Source organism: Roseinatronobacter sp., assembly GCF_051859525.1.
Lineage (GTDB): Bacteria > Pseudomonadota > Alphaproteobacteria > Rhodobacterales > Rhodobacteraceae > Roseinatronobacter.
Map to the genome: position 1 here is coordinate 549,696 of NZ_JBHYFM010000001.1, position 20,267 is coordinate 569,962.

Annotated in this window: 18 protein-coding genes, 1 tRNA gene and 1 other RNA gene; 16 read left to right on the forward strand and 4 right to left on the reverse strand. The window is 58.8% G+C overall.

Translation table 11 applies throughout. The annotated features are described in order from the left end of the window. Positions 1-108: 108 nt before the first annotated feature. Entirely contained in the window at positions 109-801 is a 693-nt protein-coding gene (locus ACTIE1_RS02715) for a GcrA family cell cycle regulator (protein WP_439559925.1), read from the reverse strand. Positions 802-961: 160 nt separating this feature from the next. On the opposite strand from ACTIE1_RS02715, the gene ACTIE1_RS02720 reads away from it, so the two are divergent. Further along, positions 962-1,786 (forward strand): ABC transporter permease, encoded by an 825-nt coding sequence (locus tag ACTIE1_RS02720; RefSeq protein WP_439563245.1) that lies wholly within the window; start codon positions 962-964, stop codon positions 1,784-1,786. A gap of 80 nt (positions 1,787-1,866) precedes the next feature. Continuing rightward, positions 1,867-2,274, forward strand: coding sequence for a c-type cytochrome (locus tag ACTIE1_RS02725; RefSeq protein WP_439563246.1), 408 nt, complete (start codon positions 1,867-1,869; stop codon positions 2,272-2,274). A gap of 41 nt (positions 2,275-2,315) precedes the next feature. Here ACTIE1_RS02725 and ffs read toward each other — a convergent pair. Beyond that, positions 2,316-2,414: signal recognition particle sRNA small type (gene ffs, locus ACTIE1_RS02730), an RNA gene on the reverse strand. Between the two features lie 205 nt (positions 2,415-2,619). Here ffs and ACTIE1_RS02735 point away from each other — a divergent pair. The 13 genes from ACTIE1_RS02735 to lpdA all read left to right on the forward strand — a co-directional run bounded on the left by ACTIE1_RS02735 (position 2,620) and on the right by lpdA (position 17,900). After that, positions 2,620-3,237 (forward strand): TetR/AcrR family transcriptional regulator, encoded by a 618-nt coding sequence (locus ACTIE1_RS02735; protein WP_439559922.1) that lies wholly within the window; start codon positions 2,620-2,622, stop codon positions 3,235-3,237. 141 nt (positions 3,238-3,378) lie between these two features. Then, positions 3,379-3,780 (forward strand): DUF2852 domain-containing protein, encoded by a 402-nt coding sequence (locus tag ACTIE1_RS02740; protein ID WP_439559921.1) that lies wholly within the window; start codon positions 3,379-3,381, stop codon positions 3,778-3,780. 188 nt (positions 3,781-3,968) lie between these two features. Continuing rightward, positions 3,969-5,174, forward strand: coding sequence for a biopolymer transporter ExbB (locus tag ACTIE1_RS02745; RefSeq protein WP_439559920.1), 1,206 nt, complete (start codon positions 3,969-3,971; stop codon positions 5,172-5,174). A 3-nt stretch (positions 5,175-5,177) separates the two neighbouring features. Beyond that, a complete protein-coding gene (locus tag ACTIE1_RS02750) occupies positions 5,178-6,974 on the forward strand; it encodes a peptidoglycan -binding protein (protein ID WP_439559919.1) in 1,797 nt (598 codons plus the stop codon). 196 nt (positions 6,975-7,170) lie between these two features. After that, the gene (mdh, locus tag ACTIE1_RS02755; RefSeq protein ID WP_439559918.1) at positions 7,171-8,133 is read left to right on the forward strand and encodes a malate dehydrogenase; all 963 of its coding nucleotides are present in this window, start codon (positions 7,171-7,173) and stop codon (positions 8,131-8,133) included. Positions 8,134-8,390: 257 nt separating this feature from the next. Next, positions 8,391-9,584, forward strand: a complete 1,194-nt coding sequence (sucC, locus tag ACTIE1_RS02760; protein ID WP_439559917.1) for an ADP-forming succinate--CoA ligase subunit beta — start codon at positions 8,391-8,393, stop codon at positions 9,582-9,584. A gap of 5 nt (positions 9,585-9,589) precedes the next feature. Further along, positions 9,590-10,474 (forward strand): succinate--CoA ligase subunit alpha, encoded by an 885-nt coding sequence (gene sucD / locus ACTIE1_RS02765; protein ID WP_439559916.1) that lies wholly within the window; start codon positions 9,590-9,592, stop codon positions 10,472-10,474. 30 nt (positions 10,475-10,504) lie between these two features. After that, positions 10,505-10,993, forward strand: a complete 489-nt coding sequence (locus ACTIE1_RS02770) for a DUF805 domain-containing protein (RefSeq protein ID WP_439563247.1) — start codon at positions 10,505-10,507, stop codon at positions 10,991-10,993. A 36-nt stretch (positions 10,994-11,029) separates the two neighbouring features. After that, entirely contained in the window at positions 11,030-14,020 is a 2,991-nt protein-coding gene (locus tag ACTIE1_RS02775; protein WP_439559914.1) for a 2-oxoglutarate dehydrogenase E1 component, read from the forward strand. A gap of 7 nt (positions 14,021-14,027) precedes the next feature. Beyond that, positions 14,028-15,545: a 2-oxoglutarate dehydrogenase complex dihydrolipoyllysine-residue succinyltransferase gene (gene odhB, locus ACTIE1_RS02780; RefSeq protein WP_439559913.1), complete on the forward strand. Its 1,518-nt coding sequence runs from the start codon at positions 14,028-14,030 to the stop codon at positions 15,543-15,545. A 77-nt stretch (positions 15,546-15,622) separates the two neighbouring features. Next, the gene (locus tag ACTIE1_RS02785; protein ID WP_439559912.1) at positions 15,623-16,036 is read left to right on the forward strand and encodes a hypothetical protein; all 414 of its coding nucleotides are present in this window, start codon (positions 15,623-15,625) and stop codon (positions 16,034-16,036) included. Further along, the gene (locus tag ACTIE1_RS02790; protein WP_439559911.1) at positions 16,033-16,431 is read left to right on the forward strand and encodes an MAPEG family protein; all 399 of its coding nucleotides are present in this window, start codon (positions 16,033-16,035) and stop codon (positions 16,429-16,431) included. Before ACTIE1_RS02785 ends, ACTIE1_RS02790 begins: the two co-directional genes overlap by 4 nt. Positions 16,432-16,514: 83 nt before the next feature. Further along, complete coding sequence (gene lpdA, locus ACTIE1_RS02795) at positions 16,515-17,900, forward strand: dihydrolipoyl dehydrogenase (RefSeq protein WP_439559910.1); 1,386 nt, start codon at positions 16,515-16,517, stop codon at positions 17,898-17,900. Between the two features lie 286 nt (positions 17,901-18,186). On the opposite strand, the gene ACTIE1_RS02800 is transcribed toward lpdA, so the two are convergent. Continuing rightward, positions 18,187-18,276 (reverse strand) — tRNA-Ser (locus tag ACTIE1_RS02800). A 169-nt stretch (positions 18,277-18,445) separates the two neighbouring features. Continuing rightward, the gene (locus ACTIE1_RS02805; protein ID WP_439559887.1) at positions 18,446-18,886 is read right to left on the reverse strand and encodes an RbsD/FucU family protein; all 441 of its coding nucleotides are present in this window, start codon (positions 18,884-18,886) and stop codon (positions 18,446-18,448) included. A gap of 369 nt (positions 18,887-19,255) precedes the next feature. Between ACTIE1_RS02805 and ACTIE1_RS02810 the strand changes: the two genes are divergently transcribed. Next, positions 19,256-20,242 (forward strand): cytochrome-c peroxidase, encoded by a 987-nt coding sequence (locus ACTIE1_RS02810; RefSeq protein WP_439559886.1) that lies wholly within the window; start codon positions 19,256-19,258, stop codon positions 20,240-20,242. The last annotated feature ends 25 nt before the right edge of the window (positions 20,243-20,267 follow it).

Below are 20,267 nucleotides of genomic sequence, written 5' to 3' on the forward strand. Positions count from 1 at the left end.
ACGGTGCATTCATAACAATTCACACGATGCACGCCGCAAAACACCCGCGACCATGTGGTGCGGGTGTCGGTTTTTCGGTCTAACGCAATGGCGCAGCCTGGCACTGCATCAGCGTTTGCGGTCGCGTCTGCTGCTCATGGGTTGAAATGCGACAGCTACATGCGCTTCGCAGTAGGGCTTTCCCGGTTTGACCGGCAGGCCGCAAAACCAGAAGTCATCCGTGGCCGGGTCACCGATGGGCCATTTGCAGGTGCGTTCCGTCAATTCAAGCAATGACAGTTTGCGCGCCGTTTTTTCAATCTCGCGCACAGTGGCAAGGGCTTCGGGGTCGATTTCGTCGGTGGACGGTTGCGGCGGAAGAGGTTGACCCGCGGGGATAATCGGGCGCGGTGTATAGGCTGCCGGGGCGGGGATGACTTCGCTGGCGGGGGCCGCCTGCGGTTCAGGGGCCGGTTCTGGCGGGGTGGGGCGTGCCGCGCGTTCCGCCTTGGCTTGTGCCAGATCCACCACAGGCGCAGCAGCTTCAGCCGGTGCAGCGGTTTGCGGGGCCTCTGGCCGCTTCGGCGGGGTGTCGGGCGCTGTGCGGGGACCAGAGGGTCCGCCCTGCGCCTGAGGGGGGGATTGCGGGGCGGGCGGGGTGTCTGCGTCTGTGGCGGTCCGGTTGGACAGGCCAAGCCTGTGCACCTTGCCGATGACTGCGTTGCGCGTAACACCGCCCAGTTCCTTGGCGATTTGAGAGGCGGACTGCCCCTCCATCCACATTTTCTTTAGCAATTCGACCCGTTCGTCGGTCCAGGACATCATATGCTCCACGGCTGGCGGCAGGGCGGGCTTGTCACGCGCCCCGTTTGGAATTCTATTGCCCAAGTGTATGGACAAGGTGGTGAAATACAAGCCACGCCACATAAATACAATGACCAAGCGTGCGAAACTGACACCAAAGCCGGAAAGGGCAGTATAAATGTTGGATCAAAAGATACATCAGCCGGACAGGTATGACATGGGAATGCGCAGATTCGGGCGCATGAACTGGCTGGGACTACAGGCCCTTGCCGGACGAGAGGTGATGCGGTTTCTTGTGGTCTGGACCCAGACGCTTGCCGCGCCACTGGTGACGGCGGGTTTGTTTCTGGCGGTGTTCTCCCTCGCAATCGGGCCTGCACGCGGCGAGGTTCTGGGCGTGCCGTTCATCCAGTTTCTGGCCCCCGGTATTCTTATGATGACGGTTATCCAGAACAGTTTCGCCAACACGTCATCCTCTATCGTGATTTCCAAGGTGCAGGGAAATATCGTTGATACGCTGATGCCACCATTGTCACCACTGGAACTGGTGCTGGGCTATCTGGCGGGCGGGGTCGTGCGCGGGCTGTTTGTGGGCGTGGTCATTGCGCTGGCATTGTGGATCACGCTGGGGCTGGGGGTGGCCCGTCCCATGTGGTTGCTGGCCTTCCTGACCCTTGGGGCCGTGCTGCTGGGCGCGATCGGCATTGCGGCGGGGATTATTTCCAATAAATTCGATCAGATTGCCGCGATTACAAATTTTATCGTGGTGCCTTTGTCCTTCTTGTCGGGGACATTCTATTCCATCTCCAGCCTGCCCCCCGTGCTGGAGGCTATCAGCCGGTTCAATCCGGTCTTCTATCTGATTGACGGGGCGCGCTATGGCATGATCGGTGCATCGGACGCGTCCCCTATGCTGGGGTTGGTGGTGGTGTCGGCAACGGCGCTGGGGGTTTGCCTGCTGTGTTGGGTCTGGCTGCGCAAGGGGTATCGCCTGAAACCCTGACAGATGGATCACGCGCGCGTCCTTGTGTCGACAAGGGGCAATGCTATAATGTGGTGCAGTAAACTCCTGAAGGGGGCGTGGTGAAACAGCGTATTGGGAATGTCTTGTTGGCCGTGGCTTTGGCCGTGATCGCGCCGGCTGTGCAGGCGGGCGAACGTATGTGGTCGGATTGCCGGACATGCCATTCCGTCACCGCGCCGGACGGGTCGGTTCTGGCGCGCGGCGGGCGCAGTGGCCCGAACCTGTATGGAATTGCGGGCCGCACCGCTGGGGCCGATGGTGACTTCCGGTTTTATTCAGATGCCATGCGCGCGGCGCGTTCGCGCGGGGTCAGCTGGACGCGGGACAATTTCGTGGCATATCTGGCCAATCCCGACCAGTTCTTGCGCAGCGTGACCGGCGATCCGCAGGCCAGTGCGGATATGCATGTCGAATTGCGACAAGGTGGGGCTGCGCTATTCGATTATCTTCGCAGCCTTGCGCCGTAATATCTGCGCGCAACCTGTGGTGCAAAATTCCGGATAATTGAAGGTGAGAGACTGGACAGCGACCCGAACGGAAAATGCTGCGGCTGCTTCCTTCCGGACCTGACCGGGTTGGCAAGGCGTTCGCCCGCGCCAGCCTCTCGCGGGGGTATCTAAGGGGTTGGGCAAGGCAATGCAAGCCATAGCGGTCTATTTCGTGAATTCGACCTGTCACAAGAAATGACCCCGTCCGGACCCGTGCCGCTAAGATGTTGATTCATCATAAGCGCGGCCGAAAACCGATTTCCCCTTTTGTCGGGTTTGTTCTATGACAGGGGAAGGCAATCACGCAGGGCGCACAGGGCACACATGGCCAAACGGGGCTACCATCATGGCAATCTGCGGCAGGCATTGGTTGACGCCGCGCTTGAACTGATTGCGGAAACCGGACCGCAAGGGTTTACCATGGCCGAGGCGGCGAAGCGCGCGGATGTGTCGGCGGCGGCTCCGTATCGTCATTTTACCGGCCGCGACGATCTGATTGTCGAGATTGCGCGTCAGGGGTTCGAGTTGTTTTCGGACCTGCTGGAATATGCCTACAAGGATGGCCAGCCTTCCCCGCTTGTTGCCTTCGAGGCGGTGGGCCGTGCCTATCTGGCCTTCGCGCGCAAGCATCCGGGGCATTATGCAGCCATGTTCGAATCAGGTGTGTCGGTGAATGCCAGCAAGGAACTGGCTGCGGCCAGCGCGCGGGCCAATAATGTCCTTTTGCGTGCTGCGGCTGATCTGTCGGCGCGCATGCCCCCCGACCGGCGACCGCCAGCAACGATGTTTGCGGCCCATGTGAATGCGCTAAGCCACGGGATCGTGGCCCTTTACGCGCGGGGTGCGCCCGGTGCCCGCGCGCCCTTCACACCCGAGGAATTGCTGGAAACCGGCGTCGGTGTGTATTTGCGCGGACTGGGGTTCCTGGACTGCGACACCTGAATTTCCTGCCAAACACCCCCTTCATGTGCCTTGCCTGAAAAAAAATGTAAAAATCCTTTACATTGACGCTTGAAAATTCCGTGTGACCTGCCACATATGTAAATGTGAATTACATTAACTCATCATGGAAAGGGATACGACATGACGACAACGACTGCGCCGATGTCATGGGCCCGTCAGGCCGAAGGCTGGCTTGACGGCTTTGGCAAGGCAGGCTGGATCGCCGCGATGGTGCTGGCCCTTATTCTGTTCTGGCCTTTGGGGCTTGCGCTTCTGGCCTATATGATCTGGGGAAAACAGATGTTTGGAAAATCCTGCCGCAAAACTGCCCGCCACGGGGCCGCAATGATGCGGTCCTCCGGCAATACGGCATTCGATGCCTATAAGGCAGACACGCTGCGCCGGCTGGAAGATGAACAGGCCGCCTTCGACACCTTCTTGCACAGGTTGCGTGAAGCCAAGGACAAGGCAGAGTTCGACCAGTTCATGGAAGATAACCGCCGCAAGCACGATGCCGCGCCAACCGGTGCCGACCCTTCCTGAGTATCTGCGCACCACCTGAAGGCCCCGCATGTATTGCGGGGCCTTTTGCATGTTACCTGTTGCCCGAAAGCTGCGCGCCGCGGCAACATCTTCAATGATAATTTGGCATTGGACCAAAACACCGGTTGGCAGCCCGATCTGACTGACCTAGTGTGAGCGGGTAAAATCAGAGGATCAGGAAGCCCGACATGGCCAGATCCCAGCTTGGGGTTCAGACGCAGTTTTCCCGCCCCGTCCGCCAGATTGTGATGATGCTGCTTGTCATCGTTCTGGTCGCGGTGGGAACCTATTTTGCCTTGCCACGCGTGGCGGGTATTTTCCTTGCCAATATCTGGCTGAACGGGTTCATCTTTCTGGTGTTTGTCATCGGGGTGTTCGCCACCTTTTGGCAGGTGATCCAGTTGAACCGCTCGATTGTGTGGATCGAAGGGTTCGCAGCCGGCACCCCGGGCCATGATGCAACGGTTCCGCCTGCGTTGCTGGTTCCGCTGGCCGCGCTTTTGCGGGGGCGGGGGCAGGGCAGTCAGATCAGTTCAAGTTCGGCAGGGTCCATTCTGGATTCCGTGGGGACACGGCTGGACGAATTGCGCGACATCACGCGCTATATCATCAACCTACTGATTTTTCTTGGCCTTCTGGGCACGTTCTATGGCTTGGCAACAACAGTTCCGGCTGTGGTTGATACAATCAGATCGCTTGCGCCGGAAGATAACGAAACTGGTATTCAGGTCTTTGACAACCTGATGAGCGGGCTTGAAGCGCAGCTTGGGGGCATGGGCACGGCCTTCTCGTCCTCTTTGTTGGGGCTTGCAGGATCGTTGGTTGTTGGATTGCTGGAATTGTTCGCCGGTCACGGCCAGAACCGGTTTTACCGCCAGCTTGAAGAATGGCTAAGTTCCATCACACGCCTTGGTGTCGCCGCAGCCGACACCGAACAGGGCGGCGAGATGGGCGCGGTTGTTCAGGTTCTAGACGCGATGGCCGAGCAGATGGAAGCGATGCACCGCCAGCAGGTGCAGGCAGATCACGAACGCGGGCAACTGGATCAGGCGCTTGGGTATCTGGTGCAGGCCATTGACCGCATGGCCGAAGGCGGGCTTGGCGGGGCAGCAGGGCATGGATCGGCGGATGTGCTGGAACGGATCGCAACAGCGCAGGAAGAACTTCTGGGCTATTACCGTCAGGACGCGGTCGAAGGTGGTCCCCATGCCGAGGCCGAAATCCGGCTGCGTTTGCGCAATATTGACGGGCAGCTTCTGCGCATTTCCGAAGAATTGTCCGCGGGGCGGCTGGAAACGACGGCCGATTTGCGGTCCGATCTGTCCAACCTGACAATGGCCGTGCGCCAGTTGTCACGCGCGGGATTTGGCGTGCGCCGCGACGGGGGGGTATAGGGTATGCCACTGGCACGCGGCAGGGGCCAGCGGCGCGAGGTCAGTGGCGCAATCTGGCCGGGTTTCGTCGATGCCATGACTGCATTGTTGCTGGTGCTGATGTTCGTGCTGTCAATCTTCATGATTGTGCAATTCGTGCTGCGCGACACGATCACAGCGCGCGAAACGGAACTTGAAGGATTAAGCGCGGAAGTGGCCAGTCTGGTCAACGCGTTGGGCCTGTCTCGCGCGCGCGTGTCATCCTTGGAAGGGCAGGTTTCCGGTCTGCAAGGCGATCTTGATGATGCAAGCGCCCTGATGGCGGCGCAACTGGCCCAGATCACTGGCCTATCGCAAGAGTTGAGCGAGAGGGAGGCCGACCTTAGCAGCGCACGGGCGCAGATAAGCCAGTTTGAAGCGCAGGTGGCGGCCCTGATCGGGGAACGTGACAGCGCGCTTGCGCAAGGGGCGGAACTGACCGCCGATCTGGCAGAGTTGGAGGCGGCGCAGCAGGTGCTGATTTCCGAACAAGAGGCGATGGAACTGGCGCTTGCGCGTCTGCGCGACGAACTGGATGCGGAAACGCAGGCCGCGCGACTGGCCGCTGCCCGCGCCGAGGCTGTGGAAGCAGCCCTCGCGCAGGCGCAGGCCGATGCGGCGGCGCAGGAGGCGTCGCTGGCGCAACTGGCACAACAGCTTGCCGCGTCGGAAGAGGCGCGCCTTGCCACAATCGAGGATCAAAGCGCGATTGCGCAGGATCTGGCCGCCGCCCGCGAGGACCTTGACGCCGCTGAAGCCGCGCGTCTGGCCGAAGCCGCTGCCGCTGAAGCCCTGCGCGCGCGTCTGGCGGATGTGGAAACCGCCTTGACGGAAGAAGAGCGCCGCCGCCTTGCCGATGCTGCCGCCGCAGAGGCCTTGCGTGAGCGGCTGATGCAGGCGGATACCGAACTGACCGCCATGACCCTGCAATTGGAGTCCGAGCGCGCGCGTGCCGAAGAAACCCTGACCCTGCTGGCTGCGGCGCGCGCCGCGCAGGCTGACCTTCAGGCCGATCTGGATGCGGAATTGTCCGAGCGAGAGCGGCAGGCCGCGCTGCGCGCTGCCGCGCAATCGGCCTTGTCCGAGGCAGAGGCCCAAACCGAACAGGATCAGCGCAGGCTGGAATTGCTGAACCAGCAGGTCGCGGCCCTGCGCGGGCAGGTGGGCGGATTGCAGGAGTTGCTGGGCGAGGCGCGCGCGCGTGAAGATGCTGCAAATGTCCAGATCGAAAGCCTTGGGGCCGATCTGAACATCGCGCTTGCGCAACTGGCCGCCGAGGAACGCCGACGCGCCGATCTGGAAGCGGCCGAGCGTGAAAGGCTGGAACAGTTCCGGTCCGAGTTTTTCGGGCAGGTGCGGCAGGTTCTGGAAGGGCGTTCTGGCGTCGAGATTGTTGGCGACCGCTTCGTCTTCTCATCCGAGGTGTTGTTCGAGCTGGGCTCGGCCGATCTGGCCCCTGCGGGCCGCGCGCAGATCGGCAATGTCGTCTCGATCCTGCAAGAGGTATCGGACAATATACCGGCGGGGATTGACTGGGTTTTGCAGGTTGACGGCCATACCGATAACCTGCCCATCGCGCCCGGTGCGGAATTCGCTGATAACTGGGAACTTAGTCAGGCCCGCGCCTTGTCTGTCGTTCGCTACCTGACTGAAACGATGGGCTTTCCCGCCTTCCGGCTGGCGGCGGCGGGTTTCGGGGAATACCGCCCCGTCGATCCCGGAAATACACCACAGGCGCGGGCGCGCAATCGACGTATCGAGTTGAAACTGACCGAACGCTGACAGGCGGAATGATTCTGCCAATACCGGCCCCGACAGTCGGGATTGAGCGCGTATGTGGTGTGCGATTGTATACTGTTTTGCCGAAAAATACCGGATGTGGGCGCAATCAGGGGGTCTTGCACCAGTCGTGGGCCTTGCGTGATTGCTGCGAAGGGACTAGGCAGTGCTGGTCACACAAACGATCCGGAGATCACTGATGACCAGACCCAAAATTGCACTGATCGGCGCTGGACAGATTGGCGGCACGCTTGCCCATCTTGCTGCGATCAAGGAACTTGGCGATGTAGTTCTGTTTGATATTGCCGATGGCACACCACAGGGCAAGGCGCTTGATATTGCTGAATCCGGCCCTTCCGAAGGGTTTGATGCCGCGCTGAAGGGCACGACTGATTACGCCGATATTGCTGGTGCGGATGTCTGCATCGTAACCGCCGGTGTTCCACGCAAACCGGGCATGAGCCGCGATGACCTGCTGGGCATTAACCTGAAGGTCATGAAATCGGTGGGTGAGGGGATCCGCGATCACGCCCCGAACGCCTTTGTCATCTGCATCACGAACCCGCTGGATGCAATGGTCTGGGCACTACGCGAATTTTCCGGCTTGCCGCATAACAAGGTCGTCGGCATGGCCGGCGTTCTGGACAGCGCGCGTTTCCGCCATTTCCTGAGTGTGGAATTCAACGTGTCCATGCGTGATGTTACGGCGTTTGTGCTGGGCGGGCATGGCGACACAATGGTGCCGCTGGTGCGCTACTCGACCGTTGCTGGCATTCCCTTGCCTGACCTTGTATCCATGGGCTGGACCACGCAGGACAAGCTGGATGCGATTGTCCAGCGCACCCGCGACGGCGGTGCCGAGATTGTGGGCCTGCTGAAAACCGGTTCGGCATTCTACGCCCCTGCGACCAGCGCCATTGAGATGGCCGAAGCCTATCTGAAAGACCAGAAACGCCTGTTGCCATGCGCGGCCTATTGCGATGGCGAATTCGGCCTGAAGGGCATGTATGTGGGCGTTCCAACCATCATTGGCGCCGGCGGCATCGAGAAGATTGCCGATATCAAGCTGACCAAAGACGAACAGGCAATGTTCGACAGCTCGGTCGCGGCAGTGCGCGGCCTTGTCGATGCGTGCAAGGGCATTGATCCCAGCCTTGCATGATTGGCAGTTCGGGTATTCCAGTGTCGGGGCCGCGCGATTGCGCGGCCCTTTTCATTTGTCGACAGACCACCACCCTGCCGATCACGGTTTCGTGATGTCTTTCCTTGATGCGGCATTTTGTGATCACAGCTTTTAAGGGTGTGATCACAAAAATCATATTTTCTGCCGATAGCGAAATTTTGCAGCAGTTATTCATTGTTTTTTGGCTGGAATCTGGCATGCACAATTCGAGATAACACAGAAAATGGGACAGTTTCATGAATATTCATGAGTATCAGGCGAAAGGGCTTTTGCGCTCTTACGGGGTGCCCGTGTCGGATGGCCGCATTGTTTTCCGCGCAGAAGAAGCCAAGACTGCGGCCGGTGAACTGGACGGGCCGCTATGGGTCGTCAAGGCGCAGATCCATGCAGGTGGTCGCGGCAAAGGGCATTTTCAGGAAGCATCTGCCGGTGAAAAAGGTGGCGTGCGTCTGGCCAAATCCGTCAGCGAAGCCGAAGAAATGACCAAGCAGATGCTCGGCCGCACACTGGTAACGCACCAGACAGGTCCGGCAGGCAAGCAGGTCAACCGCATCTATATCGAAGACGGGTCCGATATTTCGCGCGAATTGTATCTGGCGCTTCTGGTGGACCGTGTGACCAGCCGCATCAGCTTCGTTGTGTCAACCGAAGGCGGCATGGATATCGAGGAAGTGGCCGAGTCCACGCCCGAGAAAATCCTGTCCTTCAGCGTTGATCCGGCAACCGGCATTCAGGGCTTCCATGGTCGCCGCGTGGCCTTCGCGCTGGGTCTGGAAGGCAAGCAGGTCAAGCAATGTGTCGATCTGGTGAACAAGCTGTATAAGCTGTTTGTCGAACGTGACGCGGAGATGGTTGAAATCAACCCGCTGATCGTGACCACTGACGGTGACATGAAATGCCTTGACGCCAAAATGGGGTTCGATTCCAATTCTCTGTATCGCCAGGCCGATATTCTGGCCCTGCGCGATGAAACGGAAGAAGACCCCAAGGAACTGGCCGCCAGCAAATATGACCTGAACTACATCGCGCTGGATGGCGAGATTGGCTGCATGGTCAATGGTGCCGGTCTGGCGATGGCCACGATGGATATCATCAAGCTGTATGGTGCCGAACCCGCCAACTTTTTGGATGTGGGCGGTGGTGCGACCAAGGAAAAAGTCACCGAAGCGTTCAAGATCATCACCTCTGACCCCAATGTAAAAGGTATTCTTGTCAATATCTTCGGGGGTATCATGCGTTGCGATATCATTGCTGAAGGCGTGATTGCCGCTGTCAAGGATGTGGGTCTGCAAGTGCCGCTGGTCGTGCGTCTGGAAGGCACGAATGTGGATCTGGGCAAGGATATCATCCGCAACTCGGGCCTGAATGTGATTGCTGCCGACAACCTGTCGGATGCGGCTGAAAAGATCGTCAAAGCGGTGAAGGGGTAAGTCTGATGGCAGTTCTTGTCGACAAACACACGAAAGTCATCTGTCAGGGGTTTACCGGCTCTCAGGGGACGTTCCATTCCGAACAGGCCATTGCTTACGGCACGAAAATGGTTGGCGGGGTAACGCCGGGCAAGGGTGGGCAAACCCATCTGGACCTGCCGGTGTTCAATTCCGTGCATGAAGCGAAGGCCGTGACCGAAGCGAATGCAACCGTCATCTATGTGCCGCCGCCCTTCGCTGCGGATTCCATTCTGGAAGCCATTGATGCGGAAATGGACCTGATTGTCTGCATCACCGAAGGGATTCCCGTTCTGGACATGATGCGCGTCAAACGCGCGCTGATCGACAGCAAGTCGGTGCTGATCGGGCCGAACTGCCCCGGTGTCATCACGCCGGATGCGTGCAAGATCGGCATCATGCCGGGCCATATTCACCGCCGCGGGTCGGTCGGTGTTGTCTCGCGTTCGGGCACATTGACCTATGAGGCGGTGAAGCAGACCACCGATGTGGGGCTGGGCCAGTCCACTTGTGTGGGTATCGGGGGCGATCCCATCAAAGGGACCGAGCATCTTGACGTTTTGGAATGGTTTTTGGCCGATGATGAAACCGAATCGATCATCATGATCGGGGAAATCGGGGGCAGTGCCGAAGAAGAAGCCGCGCAATTCCTGAAAGACGAAGCAAAACGCGGGCGGTCCAAACCCTGCGCGGGCTTCATTGCCGGCCGCACGGCCCCTCCGGGGCGGCGCATGGGCCATGCAGGTGCGATTGTTGCCGGTGGCAAGGGCGGTGCTGACGACAAGATCGAGGCGATGAAAAGCGCCGGGATCATCGTTGCCGACAGCCCAGCCGGTCTGGGCGAGGCTGTGCTGAAAGCGATCGGCAAGTAACACGATCCCGCCAGGGGGAGGGCGCAGACCATGACCAGAACGCAGGCCATTGTGAATGGTTTCCGAAACGCGTTTACATTTTCGGGGCGATCACGTCGCCCCGAATACTGGTTGTTCTTTGCCTTCGTCTTTGGCGGGGCCGGTATCGTGAGCGTGCTTGAACTTGCCATTCGCGGGACGACTGGCGGGATTGTCTTGCGTGCGTTCCAGATCGCCGTGTTCGTGCCATTTCTGGCCGTGGGCTGGCGGCGGTTGCAAGATACCGGCCGCCCCGGCTGGTTCCTGCTGGTGCCGTCTGCGATTGTGGTGGCCAGCACGTTTGTCTCCGGCTCGGTGTTCCAGCATATGCTGGGCCTTGTTCTGTCCCCGTTCGGCCTTGGTGTGCGGGGCGGGCCTGACGGGATTGTTGGGGGTATGTCCATCGTTCAGATACTGGCAGGGCTGGTTATCGTGTACTGGATGTCCCGCCCCAGCCAGCGTGGGCCAAACACCTATGGCCCTGAACCGCGCGTGCAGTGACGCGCATAATTTTTACCGTAGCACAAAGGTGCTGACATGAATGACCAAAGCCCGAATGAGCAGTTGAACGCGCAGGATTTCCTGCAAGGGCATAATACCGATTATGTTGAAGCGCTGCAGGCACGCCATGCGGCGGACCCGTCCTCGGTCGATGCGGCCTGGGCGGAGTATTTCCGCGCCCTTGGCGAGACCGAGGCAGATGCATCACGCGCCGCCGCTGGTCCCAGCTGGGCGCGCCGCGACTGGCCGCCGGTGCCGAACGACGATCTGACCGCCGCGCTGACGGGGGAGTGGCCGATCGCGCCCGCCGCAAAACAAGGCGCGAAGCCTGCCGCAGTCGAAGCCGATGCCGCCGCCGAGAAGATCACCGCAAAAGCCGCTGAAAAAGGTGTCACCCTGACCACCGAACAGGTGCGCGGTGCGGTCCTCGACAGTTTGCGTGCGCTGATGATCATTCGCGCCTACCGTATTCGGGGCCATCTGGTGGCCGATCTGGACCCGCTGGGCCTGCAACGCGAAGAACCCCATCCCGAACTGGACCCGCGGTCCTATGGCTTCACCGAAGCTGACATGGACCGCCCGATCTTCATCGACAATGTTCTGGGGCTTGAAGTCGCATCGCTGCGCGAGATTATCGAGATATTGCAACGCACCTATTGCGGCACATTCGCGCTGCAATTCATGCATATTTCCAACCCTGAACAAGTGTCATGGCTGAAAGAGCGTATTGAGGGGCTGGGCAAGGAAATCCAGTTCACCAAACGCGGGCGCCGCGCCATTCTGGACAAGCTGGTGCAGGCCGAAGGTTTTGAAAAATTCCTGCATGTCAAATATATGGGCACCAAGCGCTTCGGTCTGGACGGGGGCGAAGCGGTCATTCCCGCGATGGAGCAGATTATCAAGCGCGGTGGTGCGCTGGGTGTGCGCGAAATCGCCGTTGGCATGCCGCATCGGGGCCGTTTGAACATTCTGGCCAATGTGATGGGCAAACCTTACCGCGCGATCTTCAACGAATTTCAGGGCGGCAGTTTCAAGCCCGAAGATGTTGATGGGTCGGGCGATGTGAAATACCACCTTGGTGCATCGTCAGACCGCGAATTTGACGGCAACACGGTGCACCTGTCACTGACGGCCAACCCGTCGCATCTGGAAGCGGTGAACCCTGTTGTTCTGGGCAAGGTGCGCGCGAAGCAGGACCAGATCGGTGATGCGGAACGCCGTCAGGTTCTGGGCGTGTTGTTGCATGGTGACGCGGCGTTTGCCGGGCAGGGTATCATTGCCGAAGGGTTCGGCCTGTCCGGCCTGCGCGGCCACCGCACCGGCGGGACAATCCATCTGGTTGTGAACAACCAGATCGGGTTCACCACCGCGCCGCATTTCAGCCGCTCCTCGCCATACCCGACTGACATCGCGCTGATGGTCGAGGCCCCCATTTTCCATGTGAATGGCGATGACCCCGAAGCGGTGGTGCATGCGGCCAAGGTGGCAACGGAGTTCCGCCAGAAATTCCTGAAAGATGTGGTTATCGATGTGTTCTGTTATCGCCGTTTCGGCCATAACGAAGGCGACGAGCCGATGTTCACAAACCCGGCTATGTACACCCGCATCAAGAAGCACAAATCGACATTGCAGCTGTATACGGAACGTCTGGTCGCGGACGGGTTGATCCCCGAAGGCGAGATTGACGACATGAAAGCTGCGTTTCAGGCGCATCTGAACGAAGAATTCGAGACCGGCAAGACCTACAAACCGAACAAGGCCGACTGGCTGGACGGGCGTTGGTCCCACCTGAACCGGGAGGGCGAGGAATACCAACGCGGGCAAACCTCTATCCCCAGCGAAACGATGGCGGAAGTGGGCGCTGCGCTGACGCGCTATCCGGACGGGTTCAATATTCACAAGACAGTTGTGCGCCAGCTGGAAGCGAAGAAAGAAATGTTAGCCTCGGGGCGCGGGTTCGACTGGGCCACAGCCGAAGCGCTGGCTTTCGGCTCGCTCGTGACCGAAGGGTATCCTGTGCGGCTGGCAGGACAGGATTCCACGCGCGGTACATTCAGCCAGCGCCATTCGGCCTTCATCGATCAGGAAAGCGAGGACCGCTATTATCCCTTGAACAACATCAAGGAAGGGCAGGCGCGATACGAAGTCATCGACTCCATGCTGTCCGAATATGCCGTGCTTGGGTTCGAATATGGCTATTCACTGGCCGAACCGAACGCGCTGGTCATGTGGGAAGCACAGTTTGGCGATTTCGCCAATGGCGCACAAATCATGTTCGACCAGTTCATCAGTTCCGGCGAAAGCAAGTGGTTACGCATGTCCGGTCTGGTCATGCTGCTGCCGCACGGGTTTGAAGGGCAGGGTCCGGAACACAGTTCTGCGCGACTGGAACGCTTCTTGCAGATGTGCGCGCAGGATAACTGGATCGTTGCCAACTGCTCGACCCCTGCCAACTATTTCCACATTCTGCGCCGCCAGATCCACCGCAGCTTCCGCAAGCCGCTGGTTCTGATGACGCCGAAATCACTGCTGCGCCACAAGCTGTGCATTTCCGAAGCAGCCGATTTCACCGAAGGGTCAAGTTTCCATCGGGTGCTGTGGGATGATGCGCAGAAGGGCAATAGCAGCACCAAACTGGTTGCGGATGACAAGGTCAAGCGTGTGGTCATGTGTTCCGGTAAGGTCTATTTCGACCTGCTGGAAGAACGTGATGCACGCGGGATCAAGGATATCTATCTGCTGCGCGTGGAACAGTTCTATCCTTTCCCTGCGATGGCCCTGCTGAAGGAGTTGGAACGCTTCCCCAACGCCGAGGTGGTCTGGTGTCAGGAAGAGCCCAAGAATCAGGGCGCATGGAGCTTCATTGAACCGAATATCGAATGGGTTCTGGGACGTCTGAAAGGGGCCAGCAAACGCCCCCGCTATGTGGGCCGCACGGCAAGTGCCTCACCGGCGACAGGGCTTGCCAGTCAACATAAAGCACAACAAGAAGCGCTCGTGAATGAAGCGCTGACAATCGAGGGATAACAAGACCATGTCCACCGAAGTTCGAGTGCCCACACTGGGCGAAAGCGTGTCCGAGGCAACAGTCGCCACCTGGTTCAAGAAGCCCGGTGACGCAGTCGCTGTGGATGAAATGCTGTGTGAACTGGAAACCGATAAGGTGACCGTCGAGGTGCCTTCCCCCGTGGCAGGCACATTGGGCGAGATTGTTGCCCAGGAAGGCGACACTGTTGGCGTTGATGCGCTGCTGGCCATGATAAGCGAGCCAGGCGCTGCCGAAACCCCCAGCAAAGCCCCCAAAGCCGATGCCAAACCCGCCGCTGCCCCCCAGCAGGACGCACAAGAAAGCGTGGACGTGATGGTCCCTGCCTTGGGGGAAAGCGTGTCCGAGGCGACAGTGGCAAGCTGGTTCAAGAAACCGGGCGACGCGGTCGAGCAGGACGAGATACTGTGCGAGTTGGAAACGGACAAGGTGTCCGTCGAAGTGCCTGCACCCGCATCTGGTGTTCTGGCCGAAATTCTGGTGGAAGAAGGCAGCACAGTTGGCGCGGGCGCCAAACTGGCGGTAATTTCGGGCGGCGCTGTGGCAACGGCTGCGGCTGATACGCAAGCCCCTGCGGCCACGTCCGGTTCCGCCGGCCGCGATGTCGAGGATGCGCCATCTGCAAAGAAGCTGATGGCTGAAAAGGGGCTGTCCGCCGATCAGGTGACCGGCACCGGCCGTGACGGTCGCATAATGAAGGAAGACGTGCAGAAAGCCGCGTCAGCCCCTGCGGCGCAACCTGCGGCTGCACAGGCAGCGCCCACCCCTGCCGCTGCCCCGCGTGCGCCGGTTGCGGCAGATGACGCCGCGCGCGAAGAGCGTGTGAAGATGACACGCCTGCGCCAGACCATTGCACGCCGCCTGAAGGATGCGCAGAACACTGCCGCCATGCTGACCACCTATAATGAAGCCGACATGGGCGGCATTATGGAGTTGCGCAAGGAATACAAGGACCAGTTCGAGAAGAAGCACGGTGTTAAGATGGGCTTCATGTCCTTCTTTGTGAAAGCGTGCTGCCATGCGCTGAACGAAGTGCCCGAAGTGAATGCCGAAATTGACGGCACCGATGTGGTTTACAAGAACTACGTTCATATGGGTGTCGCCGTTGGCACGCCCAGCGGGCTGGTGGTTCCGGTGCTGCGTGACGCGCATAAGATGGGCTTTGCCGAGATTGAAAAGCGCATCGCCGAAATGGGCAAACGCGCGCGGGACGGCAAGCTGTCCATGGCCGAAATGCAGGGCGGCAGCTTCACCATTTCCAATGGCGGGGTCTATGGCTCGCTGATGTCCTCGCCCATTCTGAACCCGCCGCAATCGGGTATTCTTGGCATGCACAAGATTCAGGAACGCCCGATGGTTGTCGGCGGCCAGATCGTTGCCCGCCCGATGATGTATCTGGCGCTGTCCTATGACCACCGGATCGTCGACGGCAAGGGCGCAGTGACTTTCCTTGTGCGCGTCAAGGAAGCGCTGGAGGATCCGCGCCGGTTGTTGATGGATTTGTGAGTTGTATTAGTTATGCAAACTCGAAAGATATTCGGTGCGCCATCGCGCGCGCCGATCCCGCTACCGGATAGTTAAAAATGACCGAGAAAAGAACTTTCGACCAAGATGTCTCACTCGAGCATTTCAGGTCCGGCATTCATGCGGTACGCGAAGTGGGTATATTGGGTCTGAAAACTATTGTTACCCTAAACAGTGGCGCTTTCGTCGTATTGCTGACTTTCATCGGCAACTCCGCCGCACAGTCGATGTTCATGGTGCCTTTGGAGAAAATCCAATGCGCGATGTATGCCTTTCTAGCGGGGATTTTCTTTAGCTTCGTTTCAATCGCATACACATATTATGTTTCACAGCAGGCTAGCCCATATCCCGTGCTGCCGAAACGAACAGATGGATGGTTTGTTCCAGTGGTGATCACTATTACCGGATTAGCGGTATTATCTTTTTTTGTGGGTGTGGTTACGGTTGTCTCCAACGTCAGGGCATTTGAATGACCCCCGAACTCACAGCCCTCACCCTCGCGGCCCTCTTGCAAATGGGGCAATTCATCCTGTTTGCCATTCCCGCCAATCTTGAACTGGGCACCAGATATACCGGCGGCAGCCGCGATTACGCCCCTGAAACGCCGTTGTCAAAACGCACCGCCCGCCTGCAACGTGCGCTGAACAACCATTTCGAGGGGCTGATCCTGTTTGGCATTGCCGCCACGGTGATCAGTATCTCCGGCCAGTCCAGCGGCCTGACGGCCGCATGTGCCTATGCCTATCTGATCGCACGCATCCTGTATATTCCGGCCTATGCCTATGGTTTGAACCCGTGGCGGTCGCTGATCTGGGCGGTGGGTTTTTTGTCCACTTTGGTGATACTGGTGGTTGCAATCCTGCCCTGATCCTTCATTTTTGTCTTATTTCCACGGTGATACGCGACACAAACACGCTGTCCGGCCACCGCTGACCAAGGGAGACACCTTACATGTCCTACGACCTTATCGTAATCGGCGCTGGCCCCGGCGGCTATGTCTGTGCCATTCGTGCAGCCCAGCTTGGCCTGAAAGTGGCGTGCGTGGAAGGCCGCGACACATTGGGCGGCACCTGCCTGAATGTCGGCTGCATCCCGTCCAAGGCGCTGTTGCATGCAACCCATCAACTGCACGAGGCCGAGCATAATTTCGATGCCATGGGCCTGACCGGGGCGAAACCCAAGGTCGATTGGAAGAAAATGCTGGGGTATAAGTCGGACGTGATCGGGCAGAACACCAAGGGCATTGAATTCCTGTTCAAGAAGAACAAGGTTGACTGGATCAAGGGCTGGGCCTCCATCCCGGAAGCTGGCAAGGTGCAGGTCGGCGACAAGACCTATGACGCCAAGAAGATCGTCATCGCCTCGGGTTCCGAATCCAGCCCGCTGAACGGTGTCAAGGTCGATGAGAAGATCATCGTCACCTCGACCGGCGCACTTGAGCTGGGCAAGATCCCCAAGAAAATGGTCGTGATCGGTGCGGGTGTGATCGGGCTGGAAATGGGGTCGGTCTATGCGCGACTCGGGGCCGAAGTGACAGTGGTTGAATATCTGGACCGCATCATTCCGGGCAATGATGGCGAAGTTGCCAAGACATTCCAGCGGATGCTGGGCAAGCAGGGCATGAAGTTCATTCTGGGCGCGGCGGTGCAATCGGCCACGGCGACCAAAACCAAGGCCACTGTGACCTATAAACTGCGCAAGGATGACAGCGAGCATTCGCTTGATGCCGATACCGTTCTTCTGGCCACGGGGCGGCGCCCGCTAACGGAAGGGTTGGGGTTGGATGCACTGGGCGTCAAACTGACCGAACGCGGCCAGATCGCCACTGACAAGCATTACAAGACCAGTATTGACGGGGTTTACGCGATTGGCGACGTGATCGAGGGGCCAATGCTGGCCCATAAGGCCGAGGATGAGGGGATGGCCGTCGCCGAAATCATCGCGGGGCAGGCGGGTCATGTGAATTACGGCGTTATTCCCGGTGTGATCTATACCTGGCCGGAAGTCGCGTCCGTCGGCGAAACCGAAGAAACCTTGAAAGAGGCAGGCCGCGCCTACAAGGTCGGCAAGTTCAGTTTCATGGGCAATGGCCGCGCGAAGGCAAATTTCGCAGGTGACGGCTTCGTTAAACTTCTGGCAGACAAGGATACAGACCGCATTCTGGGGGCGCATATTATCGGGCCATATGCGGGGGATTTGATCCATGAAATTTGTGTCGCAATGGAGTTCGGCGCCGCTGCAGAAGATCTTGCACGCACCTGCCACGCCCACCCGACCTATTCTGAAGCCGTCCGCGAGGCGGCGCTTGCCTGTGGCGATGGCGCGATCCACGCCTGATTGCGCATAGCGAGCATAACGAAAAACCGAAACGATTTCGGTCTTGTGTCCGCAGTGGTGCAATATCACTGCGGATTTTTTGCATCTAAGTGCCTGACATCCCGCAGTTCAGCACCTCTTGCATGAAATTGAGGCTTCACCTGCATCCACCCCGCGAAGGCCACGGTGGTTCAGCTCGGTGGTCGCATTGTTGACCGCCGCCAAGGACTGCCCCCGCTGCGTCGCTATGTTCTATGTGCCACTCCTGCGGCAGCCGGATCGGGAGAACGCGTATCAATGGGGCAAGTGGCGGATGGGGTGGGATTCGAACCCACGGTACGCTTTCACGTACGCTGGTTTTCAAGACCAGAGCCTTAAACCACTCGGCCACCCATCCGGTGTTCGCTTCGTATATTCAGACATGATGAAGTGCAAGATATGCTGGAAAGGATTCTGTCGTTTATGGGTGGGTTACGTTGAACAGCTGGTGCGGCTGGCGGCATGCGTGGCGTTTGCGCGCCAGTCGCGGATTAGGGTACGCCTGTTTGGGCACAGCCGGACTGCGTTCAGGGGGCAATCACGCCTTTGCGCAATATGAAATTTCCATAGAAGCGGCGTTCTTGTGTGCGGATGATCACGAAGGATGATGCCGCTGCCTTATAGAAGGCGAAGCGTTCGGTCATGGCAATATCATGGCCCTGCGCGCGCACCAGCGCCAATGCCTGAACCACCGGTTCCGCAAGGGTGTCGGGGGTGTCAACCTGTTGCATGGCACGAACAGGCGGGTGTTCGGAATCGAACGGATCGATGGGAACAAGCTGCAGGATTGCTGCCAGCGCATCTGTTGAATTTCCAGCGAAATCAAGACAATGGCCCCAAGGCGTTTGCAGCCCCGCCGTATGGGCGGGATAGTTTGCATCAACGATTGTCAGTTGATCGCCATGCCCCATTGCCGCCAGCGCATGGAGCATTTCCGGCGAAATTCGCGGGTCAATTCCCTTGAGCATGTAAAGATCCTTTTTTCATGCATGAGTTTTCTTTTCTGCGGGCATTGTCACCATGAACAGCGCCATACGCAACCTTTCACCACTATCGCCAACACGGAATTCTTTACGCAAACCATACCTGATTTCGGGGCGAGCTGCGGAATGTGGCTTGCGTGGGCCGGTTATGAGGTTGGGGTGCGGCGCCATTCGCCGCCCTGTGCGACGGCGCGTGTCATGGACGGGGGCGCGGGGCAGGGCGGATATACCGCAGAACAGTTACAATCATTCCAAATCTTGATCTGGATCAAGGCAGTGGACCTGTGTGTGGTCGAATATATGAAGGACACGCGAAACCTGAATAGGGTAATATCCCGAATAATGGAGGATTAGATGACCCCTACACTTCTGATGCGCACTGGCGCAACGGCCATGCTTCTGGCGATGGGCGCATCGGCGCTTCATGCTGGTGATGCGGCCGAGTATCTGGACTTCTTCGAGCCGCTGCCTGCGCTGCCGCCCATTCCGGCCAATAACTCGCTGACACCGGAAAAGATTGAACTGGGCAAAATGCTGTTCTTTGAACCGCGCATTTCCGGTTCTGGCGTGATCAGCTGTGCGACCTGCCACAACCCTGCATTGGGGTGGTCGGACCGCATTCCCACTGCTGTGGGGCACGATGGTCAGGTGGGCAACCGCAACACGCCAACGGTGCTGAACTCGGGCTTCCTTGGATCGCAATTCTGGGACGGGCGCGAGCCTGATCTGGAAGGGCAGGCCCTTGGACCTATCGAGGCCGAGATCGAGATGAACATGGATCTGGAAGCCGCCATCCGGCGTCTGAAGGAATTTGACATCTACCATGAGCATTTCGCCGCCGCTTTCCCTGGCGAAGATGATCCGATCCGCGCTGAAAACATTGCTTTCGCGATTGCCAGCTTCGAGAGGACGCTGAACACGCCGAATTCCCCCTTTGACCGCTATCTGCGCGGGGATGAAGGCGCGATGACCGACCAGCAGGTCGAAGGGATGAAACTGTTTGTCGATGCGGGTTGCGTGGCCTGCCATAACGGCCCTGCGCTGACCGACAGCAATTTCCACCGCTTCGAGTTGCCTGGCTCCACCGATGAAGGGCGCTTTATTGTGACAGGCGACGAGATGGACATGTTTGCCTTCCGCACGCCCACATTGCGCAACGTGGCTGTGACCTATCCGTATTTCAACAACGGGTCGGTGGACAACCTGCATGACGCTGTGCAGTTGATGGGCCAGCAAATGCTGGGGCAGGACTTCGACACCGAAGAGCTGGACAGCCTTGTGGCCTTCATGCACGCGCTGACGGGTGAAATGCCCGCGCTGGAAATTCCCGCGCTGCCATAAGCCGCAGGCAGATGAAATGGAAAAC